Origin of the sequence: Bacillus sp. ISL-51, assembly GCF_018613535.1 — a bacterium.
Classification (GTDB): Bacteria; Bacillota; Bacilli; order Bacillales; family Bacillaceae; genus Bacillus.
This window is the reverse complement of sequence record NZ_JAGGQB010000002.1, coordinates 81708-99649: the sequence shown is the minus strand read 5'-3', so window position 1 is coordinate 99649 and position 17942 is coordinate 81708. Positions and strand designations below refer to the sequence as shown.

General features: G+C 46.2%; 21 protein-coding genes. 12 read left to right on the top strand and 9 right to left on the bottom strand.

From position 1 onward, the window contains the following. Positions 1 to 3: 3 nt before the first annotated feature. From J7E26_RS00645 to nosA, 4 genes are all read left to right on the top strand, one after another. Positions 4 to 966 carry a tripartite tricarboxylate transporter substrate binding protein gene (locus J7E26_RS00645; protein WP_214800439.1) on the top strand — a complete coding sequence of 321 codons (963 nt, stop codon included), beginning with the start codon at positions 4 to 6 and terminating at the stop codon, positions 964 to 966. A 195-nt stretch (positions 967 to 1161) separates the two neighbouring features. After that, the gene (gene citM / locus J7E26_RS00640) at positions 1162 to 2460 is read left to right on the top strand and encodes an Mg(2+)/citrate complex secondary transporter CitM (protein ID WP_214800438.1); all 1299 of its coding nucleotides are present in this window, start codon (positions 1162 to 1164) and stop codon (positions 2458 to 2460) included. Positions 2461 to 2511: 51 nt separating this feature from the next. Further along, positions 2512 to 3306 carry an MBL fold metallo-hydrolase gene (locus J7E26_RS00635; RefSeq protein WP_214800437.1) on the top strand — a complete coding sequence of 265 codons (795 nt, stop codon included), beginning with the start codon at positions 2512 to 2514 and terminating at the stop codon, positions 3304 to 3306. A 124-nt stretch (positions 3307 to 3430) separates the two neighbouring features. Continuing rightward, positions 3431 to 4522, top strand: coding sequence for a nitric oxide synthase oxygenase (nosA, locus tag J7E26_RS00630; protein ID WP_214800436.1), 1092 nt, complete (start codon positions 3431 to 3433; stop codon positions 4520 to 4522). Here the strand turns inward: nosA and J7E26_RS00625 are convergent. Next, on the bottom strand, positions 4516 to 4788 hold the full coding sequence (locus J7E26_RS00625; protein WP_214800435.1) for an acylphosphatase: 273 nt from the start codon (positions 4786 to 4788) through the stop codon (positions 4516 to 4518). The genes nosA and J7E26_RS00625 overlap by 7 nt on opposite strands. Before the next feature lie 66 nt (positions 4789 to 4854). On the opposite strand from J7E26_RS00625, the gene J7E26_RS00620 reads away from it, so the two are divergent. Further along, on the top strand, positions 4855 to 5517 hold the full coding sequence (locus tag J7E26_RS00620) for an MOSC domain-containing protein (protein ID WP_214800434.1): 663 nt from the start codon (positions 4855 to 4857) through the stop codon (positions 5515 to 5517). 41 nt (positions 5518 to 5558) lie between these two features. Here J7E26_RS00620 and J7E26_RS00615 read toward each other — a convergent pair whose 3' ends face one another. The 4 genes from J7E26_RS00615 to map form a co-directional block, all read right to left on the bottom strand. After that, on the bottom strand, positions 5559 to 5693 hold the full coding sequence (locus J7E26_RS00615) for a YflJ family protein (protein WP_214800433.1): 135 nt from the start codon (positions 5691 to 5693) through the stop codon (positions 5559 to 5561). A gap of 179 nt (positions 5694 to 5872) precedes the next feature. After that, on the bottom strand, positions 5873 to 6028 hold the full coding sequence (locus J7E26_RS00610; protein ID WP_214800432.1) for a hypothetical protein: 156 nt from the start codon (positions 6026 to 6028) through the stop codon (positions 5873 to 5875). An 82-nt stretch (positions 6029 to 6110) separates the two neighbouring features. Beyond that, complete coding sequence (locus tag J7E26_RS00605; RefSeq protein ID WP_214800431.1) at positions 6111 to 6422, bottom strand: DUF3243 domain-containing protein; 312 nt, start codon at positions 6420 to 6422, stop codon at positions 6111 to 6113. Positions 6423 to 6478: 56 nt separating this feature from the next. Next, positions 6479 to 7228: a type I methionyl aminopeptidase gene (map, locus tag J7E26_RS00600; protein ID WP_214800430.1), complete on the bottom strand. Its 750-nt coding sequence runs from the start codon at positions 7226 to 7228 to the stop codon at positions 6479 to 6481. A gap of 164 nt (positions 7229 to 7392) precedes the next feature. Here map and nagE point away from each other — a divergent pair, with 164 nt between their 5' ends. Both nagE and J7E26_RS00590 read left to right on the top strand, forming a co-directional pair. Continuing rightward, positions 7393 to 8769, top strand: coding sequence for an N-acetylglucosamine-specific PTS transporter subunit IIBC (gene nagE / locus J7E26_RS00595; protein ID WP_214800429.1), 1377 nt, complete (start codon positions 7393 to 7395; stop codon positions 8767 to 8769). A gap of 131 nt (positions 8770 to 8900) precedes the next feature. Continuing rightward, positions 8901 to 9347 carry a YfmQ family protein gene (locus tag J7E26_RS00590; RefSeq protein ID WP_214800428.1) on the top strand — a complete coding sequence of 149 codons (447 nt, stop codon included), beginning with the start codon at positions 8901 to 8903 and terminating at the stop codon, positions 9345 to 9347. A gap of 38 nt (positions 9348 to 9385) precedes the next feature. Here J7E26_RS00590 and ltaS read toward each other — a convergent pair whose 3' ends face one another. Continuing rightward, complete coding sequence (gene ltaS, locus J7E26_RS00585; protein ID WP_214800427.1) at positions 9386 to 11323, bottom strand: lipoteichoic acid synthase; 1938 nt, start codon at positions 11321 to 11323, stop codon at positions 9386 to 9388. Positions 11324 to 11570: 247 nt separating this feature from the next. Here ltaS and J7E26_RS00580 point away from each other — a divergent pair, with 247 nt between their 5' ends. Next, positions 11571 to 11948 carry a DnaJ family domain-containing protein gene (locus J7E26_RS00580; protein WP_214800426.1) on the top strand — a complete coding sequence of 126 codons (378 nt, stop codon included), beginning with the start codon at positions 11571 to 11573 and terminating at the stop codon, positions 11946 to 11948. Between the two features lie 10 nt (positions 11949 to 11958). Here the strand turns inward: J7E26_RS00580 and J7E26_RS00575 are convergent, their stop codons facing one another. Genes J7E26_RS00575 through J7E26_RS00565 form a run of 3 tightly spaced genes read right to left on the bottom strand, consistent with a single transcriptional unit; the run spans position 11959 to position 12921 of the window. Next, on the bottom strand, positions 11959 to 12390 hold the full coding sequence (locus tag J7E26_RS00575; RefSeq protein WP_214812877.1) for an Hsp20/alpha crystallin family protein: 432 nt from the start codon (positions 12388 to 12390) through the stop codon (positions 11959 to 11961). Positions 12391 to 12404: 14 nt separating this feature from the next. Next, positions 12405 to 12647, bottom strand: coding sequence for a spore germination protein (locus J7E26_RS00570; protein ID WP_214800424.1), 243 nt, complete (start codon positions 12645 to 12647; stop codon positions 12405 to 12407). Positions 12648 to 12660: 13 nt separating this feature from the next. Next, positions 12661 to 12921, bottom strand: a complete 261-nt coding sequence (locus J7E26_RS00565) for a spore germination protein (protein ID WP_214800423.1) — start codon at positions 12919 to 12921, stop codon at positions 12661 to 12663. A 276-nt stretch (positions 12922 to 13197) separates the two neighbouring features. On the opposite strand from J7E26_RS00565, the gene treP reads away from it, so the two are divergent. From treP to J7E26_RS00545, 4 genes are all read left to right on the top strand, one after another. Beyond that, positions 13198 to 14613 (top strand): PTS system trehalose-specific EIIBC component, encoded by a 1416-nt coding sequence (gene treP / locus J7E26_RS00560; RefSeq protein ID WP_214812875.1) that lies wholly within the window; start codon positions 13198 to 13200, stop codon positions 14611 to 14613. Between the two features lie 75 nt (positions 14614 to 14688). After that, the gene (gene treC, locus J7E26_RS00555; protein ID WP_214812873.1) at positions 14689 to 16374 is read left to right on the top strand and encodes an alpha,alpha-phosphotrehalase; all 1686 of its coding nucleotides are present in this window, start codon (positions 14689 to 14691) and stop codon (positions 16372 to 16374) included. A 23-nt stretch (positions 16375 to 16397) separates the two neighbouring features. After that, complete coding sequence (gene treR, locus J7E26_RS00550) at positions 16398 to 17114, top strand: trehalose operon repressor (RefSeq protein ID WP_214800420.1); 717 nt, start codon at positions 16398 to 16400, stop codon at positions 17112 to 17114. A 134-nt stretch (positions 17115 to 17248) separates the two neighbouring features. Then, complete coding sequence (locus J7E26_RS00545; RefSeq protein ID WP_214800419.1) at positions 17249 to 17914, top strand: NAD(P)H-dependent oxidoreductase; 666 nt, start codon at positions 17249 to 17251, stop codon at positions 17912 to 17914. The last annotated feature ends 28 nt before the right edge of the window (positions 17915 to 17942 follow it).

Here is a 17942-nt window from a genome sequence, read left to right as displayed (position 1 = left end):
GAAATGAAGCGGTTGGGATTGCTTCTCATCATGGTAACGGTACTGGTCTCTTTTGACGGACGAAAAACCGCGAGCATCCATTTAGATGGCGGGCCGATTGTGATTGTCGTTCCGGCAGCTCCCCAAGGGGGATGGGACGCAACGGCAAAAGCCGTGCAATCGGTAATCAAGCACGAAGACATTTTAGGAAGGCCGGTAAAGATCGTCTACAAACCGGGCGGAGGCGGCGACAGCGGCTGGAAATATGTAAACGAACGAAAAACGAATATCGTCAGTATGAACTCAAGTCTGCTTCTGAGCAATGAAATTCTGGGACAAAGCCGGCTGAAGGCCGCCGATTTTACCCCATTAGCGATTATTGCAAAGGAATGGCAGACTGTCGCTCTTCCGAAAGATTCAAAGATCAAAAGCGGAAAACAGCTGCTGGATGAAATTAAGAAACATCCCGGCGCCATAAGAATCGGCTTTGCGCCGGGGCTTGGAAATGATGATCAGCTTTCCTTTGCCAGAGCCGCAGAAATGGCGGGCATTTCTGCGTTTGATATCCGCTTTTTTCAATACGGAAGCAGTAAGGATGTCATTAAAGCGCTCATCAGGCACGACATAGATGCCGCATCAATGACGATCTCAGAAGCGAGAGACTCCTATAAAAAAGGCGATATCACGTTAGCGGCCGTCACATCTGACAAAAGGCTCTCCGGCTTTAGCAATATTCCGACTTGGAAAGAGCAGGGGGTGCCGTTTGTCTTCGCGCACTGGCGAGGCATCATGGGGCCGAAAGGGATGACAGAAGGTGAAATTGCCTATTGGGATCAGGCTTTGAAAAAAGTTGTCTCATCGGCAGAGTGGAAGCGAATGATGAAAAGGCAGGATTGGGAAAGCTTTTATAAAAACAGCAGCGGTGCAAAACGTTTTTTAGAAGAGCAAACGGAGTTTTATAGAGAAATGATGAGCAGTGAAAAATGAGCATTCTGCAGCAAGCGGAATGCTCTTTTGATTTGTGAATGAACAAAAAGAACAAAAAGGTTATAAAAAATTAAAAATCTTTAAAATCCAAAATATTTACTTCAATATCTAAATTTCATAAGATGACAAAAAGGCAGGATAAAGGGGAATCGGGCCTTTAAAATGTAAGCGTATTCATAATAAGGGGGACATAATGTGTTAGCAATCTTAGGCTTTCTTATGATGTTTGTCTTTATGGTCCTGATCATGACAAAACGACTCTCGGTTTTAACAGCGCTTGTATTGACACCGATCATCTTTGCATTAATCGCCGGATTTTCATTTCATCGGGTCGGCGAGATGATGATCTCAGGTATTGAACAGGTCGCGCCGATTGCGGTCATGATTATGTTTGCGATTCTGTATTTCGGTATTATGATTGACACCGGTTTATTTGATCCGATGGTTGCCCGTATTTTAAAGCTTGTTAAAGGCGATCCGTTAAAAATCGTCGTCGGGACCGCCGTGCTGACAATGCTTGTCGCGCTCGACGGCGACGGCTCAACGACGTATATGATCACCACAAGCGCAATGCTGCCTCTTTACTTAATGCTCGGAATCCGTCCGATCATTTTAGCGGGAATCGCCGGCGTCGGCATGGGGATCATGAATACAATTCCATGGGGCGGAGCGACGCCGCGCGCGGCGAGTGCGCTTGGGGTGGACCCGGCAGAACTGACAGGGCCGATGCTTCCGGTCATTGCCAGCGGAATGATTTGCATGATCGCGGTTTCATATGTGCTTGGAAGGGCTGAACGGAAACGCCTTGGCGTCATTGAACTGAAGCAGCCGTCTCATACAAATGAAACCGCAGCGGCAGTGGAGGATGAATGGAAGCGGCCGAAATTATGGCGGTTCAATTTATTATTAACGCTTTCTTTAGTCGGGTTTTTAGTTTCCGGAAAAGTGAATTTGACGGTGCTCTTTTTGATTGCATTTTGTGTCGCGCTGATTGTGAATTATCCGAAGCTTACTGATCAAAGGGAACGCATATCGGCCCATTCCAGCAATGTGCTGGCGATCGGTTCCATGATTTTTGCGGCAGGTGTGTTTACCGGAATTTTAACGGGTACGAAGATGGTTGATGAAATGGCCATTTCACTCGTATCGCTCATTCCGGAGCAAATGGGCGGGTTTATTCCGGCGATTGTGGCCTTAACGAGCGGAATCTTCACCTTTTTGATGCCGAATGACGCGTATTTTTACGGCGTGCTTCCCATTTTGTCAGAAACCGCCGTGGCTTACGGTGTAGACAAGGTGGAGATTGCAAGAGCTTCTATAATCGGCCAGCCGATTCATATGCTCAGTCCGCTCGTGCCGTCTACGCATTTATTATGCGGGCTTGTCGGAGTATCCATTGACGAGCACCAGAAATTTGCGATGAAATGGGCGGTTCTCGCCGTAATTGTGATGACGGTGTGTGCGCTTATCATCGGTTCGATCACGATTTCTTAACATAAAACAAGCGGATCGTCACACACTAAAGGCATCATAGGAGGTGCCATGATGAGTGATCCGTTTATGCCGCTCTTTTCGGTCAGAAGCGGTGCCGGTTTTCAAGCTGCAGAAGGCGTTCACGGGCTGACCGTGCAAATTGCGAATGTCTATTTTATTGAAAATCCCGCTGCTCCCAACGAAGTGATCTTAGTTGACGCGGGAATGCCGCAATCTGAGGATATGATAACAAAAGAAGCAAAACGGCTGTTCGGCGCCGATTATCAGCCGAAAGCCATCATTCTGACACACGGCCATTTTGACCATGTGGGGGCTATTGAAGAGTTACTGAGGCTTTGGGATGTGCCGGTTTACATTCATGAGAAGGAGCGGCCGTACGTCACGGGGAAAGCGGATTATCCGCCTGCAAAGCCGGATGCTAAAAAAGGACTGGTCGCGAAGCTGTCGCCGCTTTTTCCGCGCTATGCGATTCAGATCCCCAACGTTCAAACGCTGCCGCCGGACGGTTCTGTCCCGTTTCTGAAAGAGTGGAAATGGGTGTATACCCCCGGCCACACGCCCGGCCATATTTCTTTATTTCGAGAGAAAGACCGTGTCCTGCTTGCCGGCGATGCCGTGATCACTGTCGAACAGGAATCGCTTGCAGACGTTGTCATTCAAAAACAGGAGCTTCACGGGCCGCCCGCTTACTTTACGATTGATACAAAGACGGCCGCCGCGTCCGTTCAGAAGCTGGCAGAGCTTGAACCGGAAGCGCTCCTCACGGGGCACGGGATACCGATGACGGGAAAAAACTACCGTGAGGATTTGCTTATACTAGCAAAAAAACTTCACTCCGTTTTGTAAAACACCTGCGTTTATCACAGGTGTTTTTTCTGCTGTCTTTCCAGTATGATACAAAAAAACCATTGTGTTCACTCCTAAAAACGATACAATGAAAAGCAGATGTGAATTGAAGGAGAGAGTTTTTTTGAGACATACGGAATTACTCTGGAATGAGGCGAAGGCGTTTATAGACGTTTGCTATCGGGAGCTTGGAATAGAGCCGCAGATCAATGCGCGCCTTAACGCAATTAAAGATGAAATAGAACGGACGGGAAGTTATGTCCATACGCCGGAAGAGCTTGCACACGGGGCAAAAATGGCGTGGCGGAACAGCAACCGCTGTATCGGGCGTTTGTTCTGGCAATCGCTGAATGTCATTGACAAACGCGGCGTGAAGACGAAAGAAGAGGTGCGTGACGCCTTATTCGAACACATTGAAATCGCGACAAATGACGGAAAAATAAAACCGACGATCACCATTTTCCCCCCTGAACGTCATGGCGAAAAACAGGTTGAAATTTGGAATCATCAGCTGATCCGCTATGCGGGGTACGAGACGGAAGAGGGAAGAATCGGCGACCCTGCTTCGGCCGCGCTGACTGCTGTTTGTGAAAAGCTAGGCTGGCGCGGAAAGCGGACTGATTTTGACATTTTACCGCTGCTTTTCCGGATGAAGGGGGACGAGCAGCCTGTTTGGTATGAGCTGCCCCAGTCACTGGTGAAAGAAGTGCCGATCACACATCCGGAAATCGAAGCCATCGCGAATTTAAATTTAAAGTGGTACGGCGTTCCGATCATCGCTGATATGAAGCTTGAAATCGGCGGATTGGTTTACAACGCTGCGCCTTTTAACGGGTGGTACATGGGAACCGAAATCGGCGCGCGGAATCTCGCCGATGAAAAACGATACGATATGCTGAAAAAAATCGCTTCAGTCATAGGCATTTCATCCGATTTAAACACCGATCTGTGGAAGGATCAGGTTCTTGTGGAGCTGAATAAGGCGGTGCTGTATTCCTATAAGAAGCACGGTGTCAGTATTGTGGATCATCATACGGCGGCGAATCAATTTAAGCGTTTTGAAGAACAGGAGCAAGACGCAGGCAGAAAACTGACGGGGGACTGGACTTGGCTGATTCCGCCGATCTCGCCGGCCTCCACCCACATCTTCCACAAATCGTATGACAATACGATTGTGAAACCGAATTATTTTTATCAGGATAAACCTTATCAGTAACTGATTGTAAAGGTGCGGTACCCTTCAAGTTTGTGTGATTCTGTGACTGTTACGTTTGTGACATTGGAGAAGGGGCTCCCTTTTCTGACGGCCCTGACAAAGGTTTTTAAAGATTCTTCAGGGCCTTCAGCCAATATTTCGACACGTCCGTCATCGAGGTTTTTGACCCAGCCGGCTAACTTTTGTTTGTCAGCTTCCATCTGTACGAAGTACCGAAAACCTACGCCCTGAACCCGGCCGTCTGCGATCATACGATATTGAAGCATGGAAAAACCACCTTTTTCTAACTATGATAAAGAAAGCTTTTTATTTTCGCAAAGGATGTGAATGAGATGCAGCCTGTTTCTTATTCTGTATTATCTATCAATCTCGGAAAACCCGAGCTTCATGAATTCGCCGGCAAGCAAGTTGAATCCGGCATCGTCAAGCGTCCGGCGGACTCGCCCGTGATGCTGCGGAAAACGCATTTCGAAGGAGACGGACAAGCCGACCTGAAGCATCACGGCGGTCCTGATAAAGCGGTTTGTGTGTATCCGGCCGAGCATTACCCCTATTGGGAAAACGCCTTGAAGAGAAAACTTCCGGCTGCCGCATTTGGCGAGAATGTAACGGTAAAAGGGCTGCCGGAGCAAGATGTGTGGATCGGCGATGTATTTCAGCTGGGCGAAGCGGTTGTCCAAGTGAGCCAGCCGCGCCAGCCCTGTGTCAAGCTCGCGCTGAAATATGAGGTAAAGGACATGGTGCTCCAAGTCCAGAAGACGGGCTTTACCGGCTTTTATTTCAGGGTGCTTCAAGAAGGGCGCGTCGATCCCCGTCCTGAGCTGAAACGGCTGTCCAGGGGGAAAGAAGGCATTTCCGTTTGGTATGCGAACGAACTGAACTACCGTGATAAACATAATCTGTCTGCGATTGAAGAGATATTAAGGGAAGAGGCGCTGTCAGAAAGCTGGAGGGCATCCTTTCTGAAAAAAAGGGACAGGCTGCTCGAAGTATAAATGAAAAAAGCCGTGCTGTTAAAAAGCACGGCTTACACACGTTATGATTGTTTTTTCGTTTCGAGCAGATTGGCAAGAAAATAGGTTTTAAAGCTTTGAAGCTTTCTTCCTTCATAATGAGTAATCCCTTTTTTCTTTAATTCTGCTACATACCAGCCTTTACTGCCATAATGCATGTCAGAAAACTCCTTTCCCCGCTCTCCCGTACAGGAGAGTTTCTTCAGTTTTTGCCAAACTTTTGGCATTGTAACATCTATAAAAAGACGCTGAAAAGGGATGAAGCAAAAACTGAGACTTTCGATTCAGAGACGGTAAGCTTTCTTACATATATATGTGAAGGACTGTCTTTTCATGCTTAATGACCGGTTAATTTTAACAGCACCGTACCGAGAGTCATAATGCCGAAAACGATGCCGAAATAAATCAGCAGCCCTTTCTTTTTCTTAACCCCGTAAACGGTCAGAATGATGCTTTCGATAAAGAAAATCAATCCGAAGATAATAAACCACATGTTGAGAAATGGCTCCTTTCACAGACATATGTCCAGTGTAGCACATCTTTTATCAAGGAGCATAAAAAGACGGACACTGTCATCAGTGCCCGGCAAGTTTGACTAAAAGCTGCGCCAAATGCTGTTTTTCGTTTTCATCCGCAATCCGCCACAGCTCCTGTAATAACTTTTCTTCCGCATTATGAGGCTCCTCGTGCTTTGCGAGATAGTCCCCGAGGATGGCGGCGCTTTTGGTAATTTTACTGTCATCTAAGCCTATTTTTTTGCCGACAGAAATTTTCTGGTGCAAGTATGCCTTAAATTCCTCAAAATCCTCTAATATCTGCTGTTTCGTTACGCCGTGCATGGCGTGTATCTCGTTTTCAATTTGAATTTTTTCTTTGTCTTTTTTCATGCGTCTCCCTCCTTCGGGTTAGTTGTTGTATACCTGTTTCGGAGGGAGATCAAACATTATAGCGCTGTTAAAATGATCGGTTTGTCTTTTGTAATCACGATTGTATGCTCCACTTGGGCGACAAGGCTTTTATCCGGCGTTTTATAGGTCCAGCCGTCTCCCGCTTCAACAGTCGTTTCGGCCTTTGTTGAGATAAACGGCTCAAGCGCGATGACCGTGCCATTTTTGAACAGCGCGTTATCAAACGGATCATAGTAATTCATAATGTGGTTCGGCGCTTCATGCAGGCTTCTGCCGATGCCGTGGCCTGTCAGCGTTTTGATGACCGTAAAGCCGTTAGAGCGCGCTTCATGATAGACGGCTCTGCCGATTTGGTTTTGCCGCTTGCCGGCTTTTGCCTGTTCAAGCCCTTTTTCAAATGCAGAAGCTGCGCAATTGCAGAGCTTTTGCAGGAGTTCGTCACCTTCGCCAAGCACAAACGAAATCCCCGTATCAGAGTAAAAACCGCCGAACTCCGCTGAAATATCAATATTAACGAGATCTCCCGCTTTTAATATTTTGGAGGTGCTCGGAATGCCGTGCGCCACCTCATCATTTACGCTGATGCACGTCACGCCGGGAAAGTCGTATTCCTTCTCCGGAGCGGAAGCGGCACCGTGCTCGTCAAGCACTGCCTTTCCAATCAGGTCAAGGTCCTTTGTGCTCATGCCGGGCTCCGCTTTTTTCTTCATTTCTTCACGCGCCAGCGCCACGATTCTGCCGATTTTTTTTAGGCCTTCTAATTCTTGATCGTTGGTTACAATCATTGTCATTCCTACTTTCTATTTTTAATCATCTGATTCAAGCTTACCACAACTGCTTTATAAATAGAAAACCAACAAGACTTGTCACAAAAAGATAAGGAAAATTGGTATAGATAACTAGTTATCTTATATGGTATATTTGAGAAAAAAGAAGGGGGATGGGAGTTATGCTTCAATTTTTGCAAAAACTTGGGAAATCTTTTATGCTTCCGATTGCTGTTCTGCCCGCAGTGGGCATCATTTTGGCCATTGGCAGGGAGGACTTATTAAATATTCCGTTTATTTACGCGGCGGGGACAGCGGTATTTGATCATTTGCCTTTAATTTTCGCGATCGGTATCGCCATCGGCATTTCCAAGGACAGCAACGGGGCTGCCGCTTTATCAGGAGCAATCTCCTATACTATGCTGGATGCGGCTGTTAAATCAATTAACAATACGAATAACATGGCCGTATTCGGGGGAATTATCGCGGGATTAATCGCGGGGTACACGTATAACCGTTTTAAAGATACGAAGCTGCCTGAGTATCTCGGGTTTTTCAGCGGCCGCAGGCTCGTTCCGATCGTAACGGCCGTTATCACCATCATTTTGGCAGGGCTTTTAGGGTTTGTCTGGCCGCCGATTCAGTCGGTCATTACCTCATTTGGAGAGTGGATGATCGGGCTTGGCGGAATCGGAGCGGGAATTTTCGGATTTTTTAACAGACTTTTAATTCCATTCGGGCTTCATCATGTGCTCAACAATATTTTTTGGTTTCAGTTCGGCGAGTTTCACGGAAAGACGGGAGACTTGGCCCGCTTTTTTGCCAAAGATCCGACAGCCGGCACATATATGACGGGGTTCTTCCCGATTATGATGTTTGGGCTTCCGGCCGCATGTCTCGCGATGATTGCAACGGCTAAGCCGAGTAAACGCAAGGCGACGGCGGGAATGATGATCGGTCTCGCGCTGACCGCCTTTATTACCGGAATTACAGAACCGATTGAATTCGCGTTTATGTTTTTATCACCGCTCTTATACGGAGTACATGCTTTATTAACCGGTTTTTCTTTATTTATCGTAAATGTTCTCGGCATACGGTCCGGTTTTTCATTTTCAGCGGGGGCGATTGATTATCTGCTCAGCTACGGCATTGCGGAAAAACCGCTGCTATTGCTCGTCGTCGGAATTTGTTATGCGGTGTTATATTTTGTCGTCTTCTACGTGCTGATCAAAACGTTAAACTTGAAAACGCCGGGGCGGGAAGATGATGAAGATGAAGAAGAGGTGCTCGGCGAGGATACGGCCGGTGCCGTTCAGGAGAATGTAATGCTCAAGGGGCTCGGCGGAAGACAAAACCTCGAAACCATCGACCACTGTGCGACACGTCTCAGACTGACAGTGAAGGATACGTCCCTTATTGATGAAGGTGTTCTTAAAAAAGCCGGGGCAAAAGGGGTCATCAAAACGGGAAGCAAAACGGCACAGGTCATTATCGGGCCGAACGTGGAATTTGCCGCGGAGGAATTGAGAGAGGCTGTCCGGCGTGCCGATCAGCCGTAATAGAAAATCCGGATCATTCATTTGATCCGGATTTTTATTTGGAAACCATATCAAGTTTCACATAATGTACAAAAAACAACTGACCGTCCTATGTTACGATTCATGTAGAAACATAATGGAGATGATGAAAGGTGACATGGATTGCAGTAGTTTCTATTATTGTCATAAGTCTTATTAAGATAGTGCTGACGTGCCTTCCGACCGGTGCTGTGGAGTGGATTCTCCGCAAATTTGAAATTCATTCGAAACTCAGTGACGCGTCTGCCACCGTATCCTGCGGCGGAAAACCCTTGGAAGGCGAAGACAAAAGCCGGATTATTCATGATTTGAACGAAGCCGTTTTTTTAGAGCGGCATTATATATACCCGGGGGATGAACAGCTTTATTTACATCCGAAAAACGGAGCCGCTCCGCTTGTCATTGAGACGAAAAAAGGCAAAAAAGACGTTACGCTGTTTGTGTACAGCTACGAAGATCACGTGGATGTCGTCAAACAGCAAAAGAAGAAAGTAGTCGCGTATTCACTTTTATCCGACAGCCTTCAACAGCGCTCTATGGCCGTAACAGGGAGCTTATAACATAAAAAAGCCAGATCATTTCATGATCTGGCTTTTGTTTATTGATTTTGATCCTCTGATGAAGAATCATCACGTTTCGTATAATCGTATTGTGTCGGATCTACCTTCTTGAATCCTTTAGGCTGATAGAAACGAAGCAGGTCGCCGTTGATGATTTTATCAGACATTTCGAGTTCAGTCTTGACGAGAGAGTCTTCTTTTTTGTCAACTTCTGCATCCTGCAAGAGTCTGCCGGTTTTTGTATCATAATACTTGCCGGATATTTTCGTATAGTTTGGCGAAATGAAGTCGCCGTTACGGAACGGAATGACCTCCCGGTGCTCTTTCGATAAGATATCAGAACCTGACATGAGATAATCCTTCGTATCGACGCCCAGCAAATGCAGAACAGTCGGTGCGACATCGACATCACCGGAATACTTATGAATCTGTCCGCCTTTGACGCCAGGAGCGTGAATAAAGAGCGGAACCCGCTGAAGCTGGGCATTGTCGTAATCCGTAATTTCATCTTTGCCGAGTACTTTCGCCATCGCTTTATCGTGGTTTTCAGAGATGCCGTAGTGGTCTCCGTACATGACGATAATGGATTTATCGTACAGGCCGTCTTTTTTCAAGTCTTTAAAGAATTGCTCGATCGACTCATCCAGATAGTTTGCTGACTGGAAGTAATTGTTGACGACAGAATCGCCAAAGTCTCCTGCCGGGAAGTCCGTGTCTTCTTTATCCATTCCGAATGGGAAATGGTTGGACAGCGTAATGAACTTCGTATAGAACGGCTGCGGCAGGCTTTTCAGAAGCGGCATGGATTCTTTGAAATACGGTTTGTCTTTCATGCCGTAGTTTTTCGTGTTCTCTTCGCTCATGTCATAATAAGCAGAGTCAAAAAACTTATCGATGCCTTCCGCTTTGTACATTTCATTTCGGTTCCAGAATGTCTGCGTATTTCCGTGGAAAGCGGCAGATGTGTAATTTTTGCCCTTCAGTATAGCGGGAACCGACTGAAGCGTGTTTTGTGCTTTGTTTACGAAAACTGAGCCTTGCGCAAGCGGGTACAGAGAGTTTTCCATCATAAATTCCGCATCGGATGTTTTACCTTGTCCCGTTTGGTGGAAAAAGTTATCAAAGTAGAATGTGTTGTGATCATGTGCCAGTTTGTTTAAAAACGGTGTGACTTCTTTGCCGTTAATTTTGTAATCAATGATAAAGGATTGCAAAGACTCTAATGAGACGTAAATGACGTTCTTCCCTTCGGCTTTTCCGAAATATACGTTGTTCGGCACGTCATAGTTGGCCTTCATATAGTTTTCCACATCCGTCACATCGCTTGAATCGGCAAGCGCGCGCTGGCTGTTTGATTTCACATTCTGTACAGCGTCATAAATCGTAAAGTTGTACGTTCCCAAATATTTAACCAAATAATTTCGATCAAATGAGCGCGTCAGCAGCTCGGGACGGTCGGATTCCGCAACGGCCAGGTTGATTAAGAACACGAGCACCGCGGAAGCCAAAACGATTCGGAATGATTTTTTAGCCGTTTTCTCAGCCGGTTTTTTCATCTTAATGGCTAAAATAATCAAAATGACGGTATCAAGGAAGTAGAAGACGTCAGTCCATTTCATTAATGAGAAAGCACTGTCTCCCAGCTGGCCGCCGTTTGTTTTCGCCTGCATGAGAACCGGAATCGTAATAAAATCATTAAAGAATCTATAGTACACGATATTTGCGTACAGTAAAAATGACATTAAAAAATGAATCACAATAATGGCTGTCTGCTGTAATTTTTTCTTGAATAGAAGCCCAAATCCAAGAAAGAACAAGCTGGAGCTTAATGGATTCACAAAAAGCAATATTTTCTGGATCGTGTTGTCTATGCCTAAGTTAAAGTTTAAAATATAAGCAGCATATGTCTTCACCCACAATAACACGACCGCTATCAAGAAGAACGCAAGTCCTCTTTCTTTTATAAATGTTTTCATTGTTACACTCCTTTTTTCCGATCACGGTTTAAACGGAACGATAGAAAAAACGAACGTAATCAATATACCATGAAACCAGCAAATAGAAAAGGTGGAAAAGTCACATCGGAAAAGAGGCGAAAAACGCTGTCGCATAAGCGGTTTGTCTGAAGAATGCTGTCTTGGAAAATGCGGAAAAGGAATAAATTGGGGATTGAAGCGTGTGTATGATATCATATTTCATTATCGGAAAAAGAGGTGACCATATATGGATATTGCCCATATTGTTGCGGAAGATAAAATTAAGCGTGCCATAACAGACGGAGAATTTCAGAGCATCAAAGGAATGGGAAAGCCCCTGCCGAAAGACGATGCCGCACATCTTCCGGAATCGCTCAGAATGGGCTACCGCCTTTTAAAAAATGCCGGAATGGCTGAGGATGAAGGGGCACTGAAAAAAGAGCTGATGACGTTAGACCATTTGATTGCGAAGTGCCGTAATGAAACGGAACTTGAGCATCTCGAGAAGAAACGGACGGAAAAACAAGTCAGACTCGATCGGCTGATTGAGAAAAAAGATATGTTCTCAAAACCCGCATCCTCTCATTATAAGGAGAAAGTATATCAGCGGTTCGGACGCACGTAATCGCTTTCGTTCACATTTTCTTATGAAAAGGGATGTGCTCCACGAGCCTCGGATAAGAAATATGCAATAAGCCGTTTAGGCACTGCGCCTGCAGAAGCTGCGGCTCAGCCGGTTCAGGGAGCTGAATCGTTTCATCAAATTCCCCGTATTGCCTTTTCCGCCGCAGCTCCATATTTGCGGGGAAAAGAGGCGTGACCGTTCCTTTAATGTTCAGCTGTGTTTTTGATATCAGCCTCATCGTTAATTCTTCTTCATATACACCGGGCATCTCAACAATAATAAAATTGTATTGTTCATCCTGATAGACATCGTAAATCAGGGTGTCTTGTTGTGAGGCGAAAAAATCCTCGGGAGATTTTTGTTTCAGGACATTGGTCCAAAATTCGCTTGGCTTGTGCTCATTGGTAATCTCAAGCCATTTTCTCATTTTTTCAAGATCCATAACGGCAGACTCCCCTAAATTTGATTTGCAATCGGCATGGACGGATTGGCAATCTGGTCTTGATCGCTGACATCAGGATCAAGATGGCCCGAATTTAAAAATCCGGCCGGAGGTGAAAAATCTCCTAAGGAAAAGTTCGCACCGACAAACTTACTGTTTGCGGTGTGGCTGTTTTGCACCGTCTGGCCGATATCAACGTTCCCGTTTTGCGTAGCCCCGTTTACCTTTATATTGACGACGTTAATTTGGTAAGGCATATGAAAAACTCCTTTAATCTATAATGGGCGGCACCGGAGTAATATTTGCGGTATCTGCGGTTCCGATTGCAGTCTGGTCGTTTACATCAGGATCATTTAAGAAGTTCTCCATCATTGATTCTATAGGTGACGTATCACCGAATGAAGAGTTAAGCCCTTGTGATTTGTTATTGGTGGTGGGACTGTTGTATGCCGCTTCCCCGATCGTAATAGATCCGTTGCCTGAAATACTGTTAATCTTCAAATAGTACAGGTTGATAACAGTGGATGGCATCTCTTCACACCTCTTTATCTTAGTTGTACAGTACTGTATGCTTCTTGTGCTTCCGTTGTGAATGATCATGCGGACAGGCATTTCAGAACATAAGCGAACAAGGTCCCGGCGCCAGAGGGGCCTTTTTTTAATCCCTTAAGGCCTTTTGGAGTATATTTGTGATGAAAGCGCTATAAAAATAGATTGACGACATGTATATACAGCATTACAATAGAGTCGTAAACATGTATATACAAGTTTATGAGACAAAATGAAAACGGTTACGGAGGGGTTGGCATGGGTGAGCTTAACCGATCTGCACGGCAGATTGTCGATGCCGTCGGAGGAATCGACAATATTGCGGCGGCAACTCATTGTGTTACGCGATTGCGGTTTGCGTTAATAGATGAAGGCAAAGTGGATCAAAAAGTGCTTGATGAGATAGACGTTGTAAAGGGCTCGTTTGCTGTGAACGGGCAGTTTCAAGTCGTGATCGGGCAAGGGACCGTGAATAAGGTATATGCAGAATTGGTGAAGGAAACAGGGATCGGCGAAGCGTCGAAGGAGGAAGTGAAGAAGGCCTCTGAGCATAAAATGAATCCTTTGCAGCGTGCAGTGAAAATGCTTGCGGATATTTTTATCCCGATTTTGCCTGCCATTGTGACGGCGGGGCTTTTGATGGGGCTTAACAACATATTAACGGCGGAAGGCATTTTCTTCAGCTCGAAATCCATCGTTCAAGTTTATCCGCAGTGGGCGGATCTCGCTAATATGATTAACCTGATTGCGGGAACGGCCTTTACTTTCCTGCCGGCGTTAATCGGCTGGTCGGCGGTGAAACGGTTCGGAGGAAGTCCGCTCTTAGGTATTGTGCTCGGGGTTATGCTTGTGCATCCTGATTTGCTGAACGCATGGGGGTACGGGGCCGCCGAGCAAAGCGGCGATATTCCGGTTTGGAATCTATTCGGCTTAGAGGTTCAGAAGGTCGGTTACCAAGGACAGGTGCTTCCGATTTTGCTTGCATCATATTTGCTTGCCAAGCTGGAGCTCTTTTTGACAAAGCGGACGCCAGAAGGCATTCAGCTGTTAGTCGTCGCTCCGGTGACACTTCTGGTGATCGGATTTCTTTCTTTTGTTATCATCGGCCCGATTACATTTGCAATCGGAAACGCATTGACATCCGGGCTGATTGCGGTTTTCGGAAAATTCTCAGCTCTTGGCGGCTTATTGTATGGGGGCTTGTATTCTGCACTCGTTATCACAGGCATGCATCACACGTTCCTTGCGGTTGATCTTCAATTGATCGGTTCAAAGCTCGGCGGCACATTTTTATGGCCGATGCTTGCGCTCTCTAATATTGCGCAAGGCTCGGCTGCGCTGGCAATGATGCTGATTCTCAAAGATAAAAAACAAAGAGGCCTGTCGCTGACGGCCGGGATTTCCGCTTATTTGGGCATTACGGAGCCGGCGATTTTCGGTGTGAATCTGCGCTACAAATTTCCGTTTGTGATCGCCATGATCAGCTCGGGAATCGCAGGGATGTACATTTCCGTAAAAGGGGTTCTGGCAAGCTCAGTCGGTGTCGGCGGCGTGCCGGGCATTTTCTCCATTATGAGCCAGTACTGGGGGGCATTTGCGATCGGAATGCTGATCGTGCTGATTCTCCCGTTTGCAGGAACATACGGGTATGCGCGGCTGAAGCAAAAAAAATAGAGGAATCTCGGGGCGCCTTCTTTTCAGGCTGTCCCTTTTCCCTTTCAACTCAAACTTTTACAGGCGGTGATGAAAATGAAAACAGCAAAAACACCATGGTGGAAAAAGGCGGCAGTGTATCAAATTTATCCGAAGAGCTTTAATGATACGACCGGAAACGGTGTCGGCGATCTGAACGGCATTATAGAAAAACTCGATTATATAAAAGAACTTCTGATTGATGTCATTTGGCTTACGCCGATTTACGATTCTCCTCAGCATGACAATGGCTATGACATCCGCGATTATTACAGCATTTATAAAGAATACGGAACAATGGAGGACTTTGAACGCCTGCTGGATGAGGCGCATCAAAGGGGAATAAAGGTCGTCATGGACCTCGTTGTAAACCACACATCTGTTGAGCATCAATGGTTTAAAGAAGCCATAGCTTCACCTGACAGCCCGTATCGCGATTTTTACATTTGGAAAGATGCGAAGGGTGACGGCGCGGCGCCGAACAATTGGGAATCAAAATTCGGCGGCTCCGCATGGAAACTCGATCAGGCGTCCGGCCAGCATTATTTGCATCTGTTTGATGTGTCTCAGGCTGACTTGAATTGGGAAAATGAAGAGATGAGAAAGCGGATTTATGAGATGATGCATTTTTGGTTTCAAAAGGGGATCGACGGCTTCCGGCTTGATGTCATCAACCTTATTTCCAAGGATCAATCGTTTCCTGACGCAAAGAATCGCCATGACGGGCGTCCCTACTATACCGACGGCCCGCGTGTGCATGAATTTCTGCATGAGATGAATCAAGCGGTGTTTTCAAAATACGACAGCATGACAGTCGGCGAAATGTCCTCGACAACGGCTGAACACTGTGTCCGCTACACAAATCCGGCAAATGAAGAGCTTGATATGACCTTTAACTTTCATCACTTAAAGGTGGATTATCCGAACGGCGAAAAATGGGCGCTCGCTCCGTTTGACTTTCTGAAGCTGAAACAGATTTTGGCGTTTTGGCAGACGGAGATGCATAAGGGCGGGGGCTGGAATGCGTTATTCTGGTGCAACCACGATCAGCCCCGGGTCGTTTCCAGGTACGGCGACGACGGGATGTACCGGAAAAAGTCCGCCAAAATGCTGGCGACGGCCATTCATATGATGCAGGGCACACCTTACATTTATCAAGGCGAGGAATTCGGCATGGGCAATCCGAAGTTCGAGGACATCAGCTCATACCGTGACGTCGAATCACTGAATATCTACAGGCAGATGAAGGAAGAGGGAAGGCCGGAGGAAGACATTATCGCCATTTTAAAACAAAAATCAAGAGACAATTCAAGAACGCCCGTTCAATGGAACAGTGAGCCTTACGGCGGTTTCACGACCGGAACGCCGTGGATACCTGTTTCAGACGATTATCGGGAAATCAATGCTGAAGCGGCTTTAAAAGACCCGGATTCGATTTTCTATCATTATCAAAAGCTCATCAGGCTCAGAAAGGATTATGACATCGTAACCGAAGGGACGTTTGAACTGCTGGCTGAGGACGATCCGGCTATCCTGGCGTATATCAGACACGGAACGAATGAAAAGCTGCTGGCGGTCAATAATTTCTATGGAAAAGAAGCAGATTTTACGCTTCCGTTTGAAGACCGGGACGGCTGGCGGTATACCGTGCTTTTGACAAATGACGAACCGAGAGAAGGCAGCCTGAAGCAATTGACGCTCCGCCCGTATGAGTCGATCGTTTATCATCTCACCAAACCGTGATAAACTAATCTGGGTGGTCATAAATGAAAGTGAATAAATATATCACAATCTATAAAGACATTGTGCAGCAAATCGAAAGCGAACAGCGGAAGGCTGAAGACATTCTTCCGTCTGAAAATGAATTGTGCGATCAATACAGCACATCAAGAGAAACCGTCCGCAAAGCGCTCAATATGCTGGCGCAAAACGGCTACATCCAGAAAATCAAAGGAAAAGGCTCTGTCATTTTAAACAGAGAAAAAATGCAGTTTCCTGTCTCCGGTCTTATCAGTTTTAAGGAGCTGGCGGAGACGCTCGGCAAAAAGACGAAAACAACGGTTCACCGTCTCGGGCTGATACTGCCTGCGGTTTCTGTCGCGAAGGAGCTTCAGCAGGAGATGAATGAAGAGGTGTGGGAAGTCGTCAGATCGAGGCGCATTGACGGGGAACATATCATCTTGGACAAGGATTACTTTGTCAAAAAGCATGTGCCGCTCTTGACGAAGGCTATTTGTGAAGATTCGATTTACGAATATCTTGAAGGGGAGCTTGGTCTTTCCATCAGCTATGCGCAAAAGGAAATTGTCGTAGAGCCGGCAACGGAGGAAGACCGCGAGTATTTGGACCTTGGCGGATACAGCCACATGGCGGTTGTGAAAAACCGGGTCTTTTTGGAAGACACCAGCCTCTTTCAATATACAGAAAGCCGGCACAGGCTCGATAAATTTCGGTTTGTCGATTTTGCGCGCAGAGAAAAATAAAAACGGACTGCTCCGGCAGCCCGTTTTTTTATTAAGTATCAAAATGGATACTATCCAACACAAATGTGCGTACTGGTACTTTCAAAAATAATGGCTACAATAGAACATAACATCAGCTAAAGGAGAGATACCGTATGTCAGAAAAAAAACAGCAAATCCTTGAAGCGTATCAGTTCAGACACGCCACAAAGGAATTTGACCCGGAGAAAAAAATTTCAGAAAGCGATTTTGAATTCATTTTAGAAACGGGAAGATTGTCTCCGAGTTCACTCGGACTGGAGCCTTGGAAATTTGTCGTTGTCCAGAATCCCGAGCTTCGTGAAAAACTTCGTGAATTTACATGGGGCGCTCAAAAGCAGCTTCCGACCGCCAGCCACTTTGTTGTGCTGCTTGCTCGGACGGCTAAGGATATTCGCTTTGACTCCGACTATGTCAAAAATCATTTGAAACAAGTCAAAAAAATGCCGGATGACATGTATGAAGGCTATTTAAGCAAAACTGAAGAATTCCAGAAAAATGATTTCAATCTGCTTGCATCCGACAGAGCGATGTTTGACTGGGCATCAAAACAAACGTATATTGCTCTCGGCAATATGATGACGGCCGCTGCGCAAATCGGCATCGACTCCTGCCCGGTTGAAGGGTTCAACTACAAAGAAATTCACCGTATCCTGGAGGAAGAAGGCCTCTTGGAAAACGGAAGCTTCGACATCTCCGTTATGGCTGCATTCGGCTACCGGGTCAGAGAACCGCGTCCGAAAACAAGATCTGCCGTTGAAGATGTTGTGAAGTGGGTGTGAAAATAGAAAAGCCGCTCGATCTGAGCGG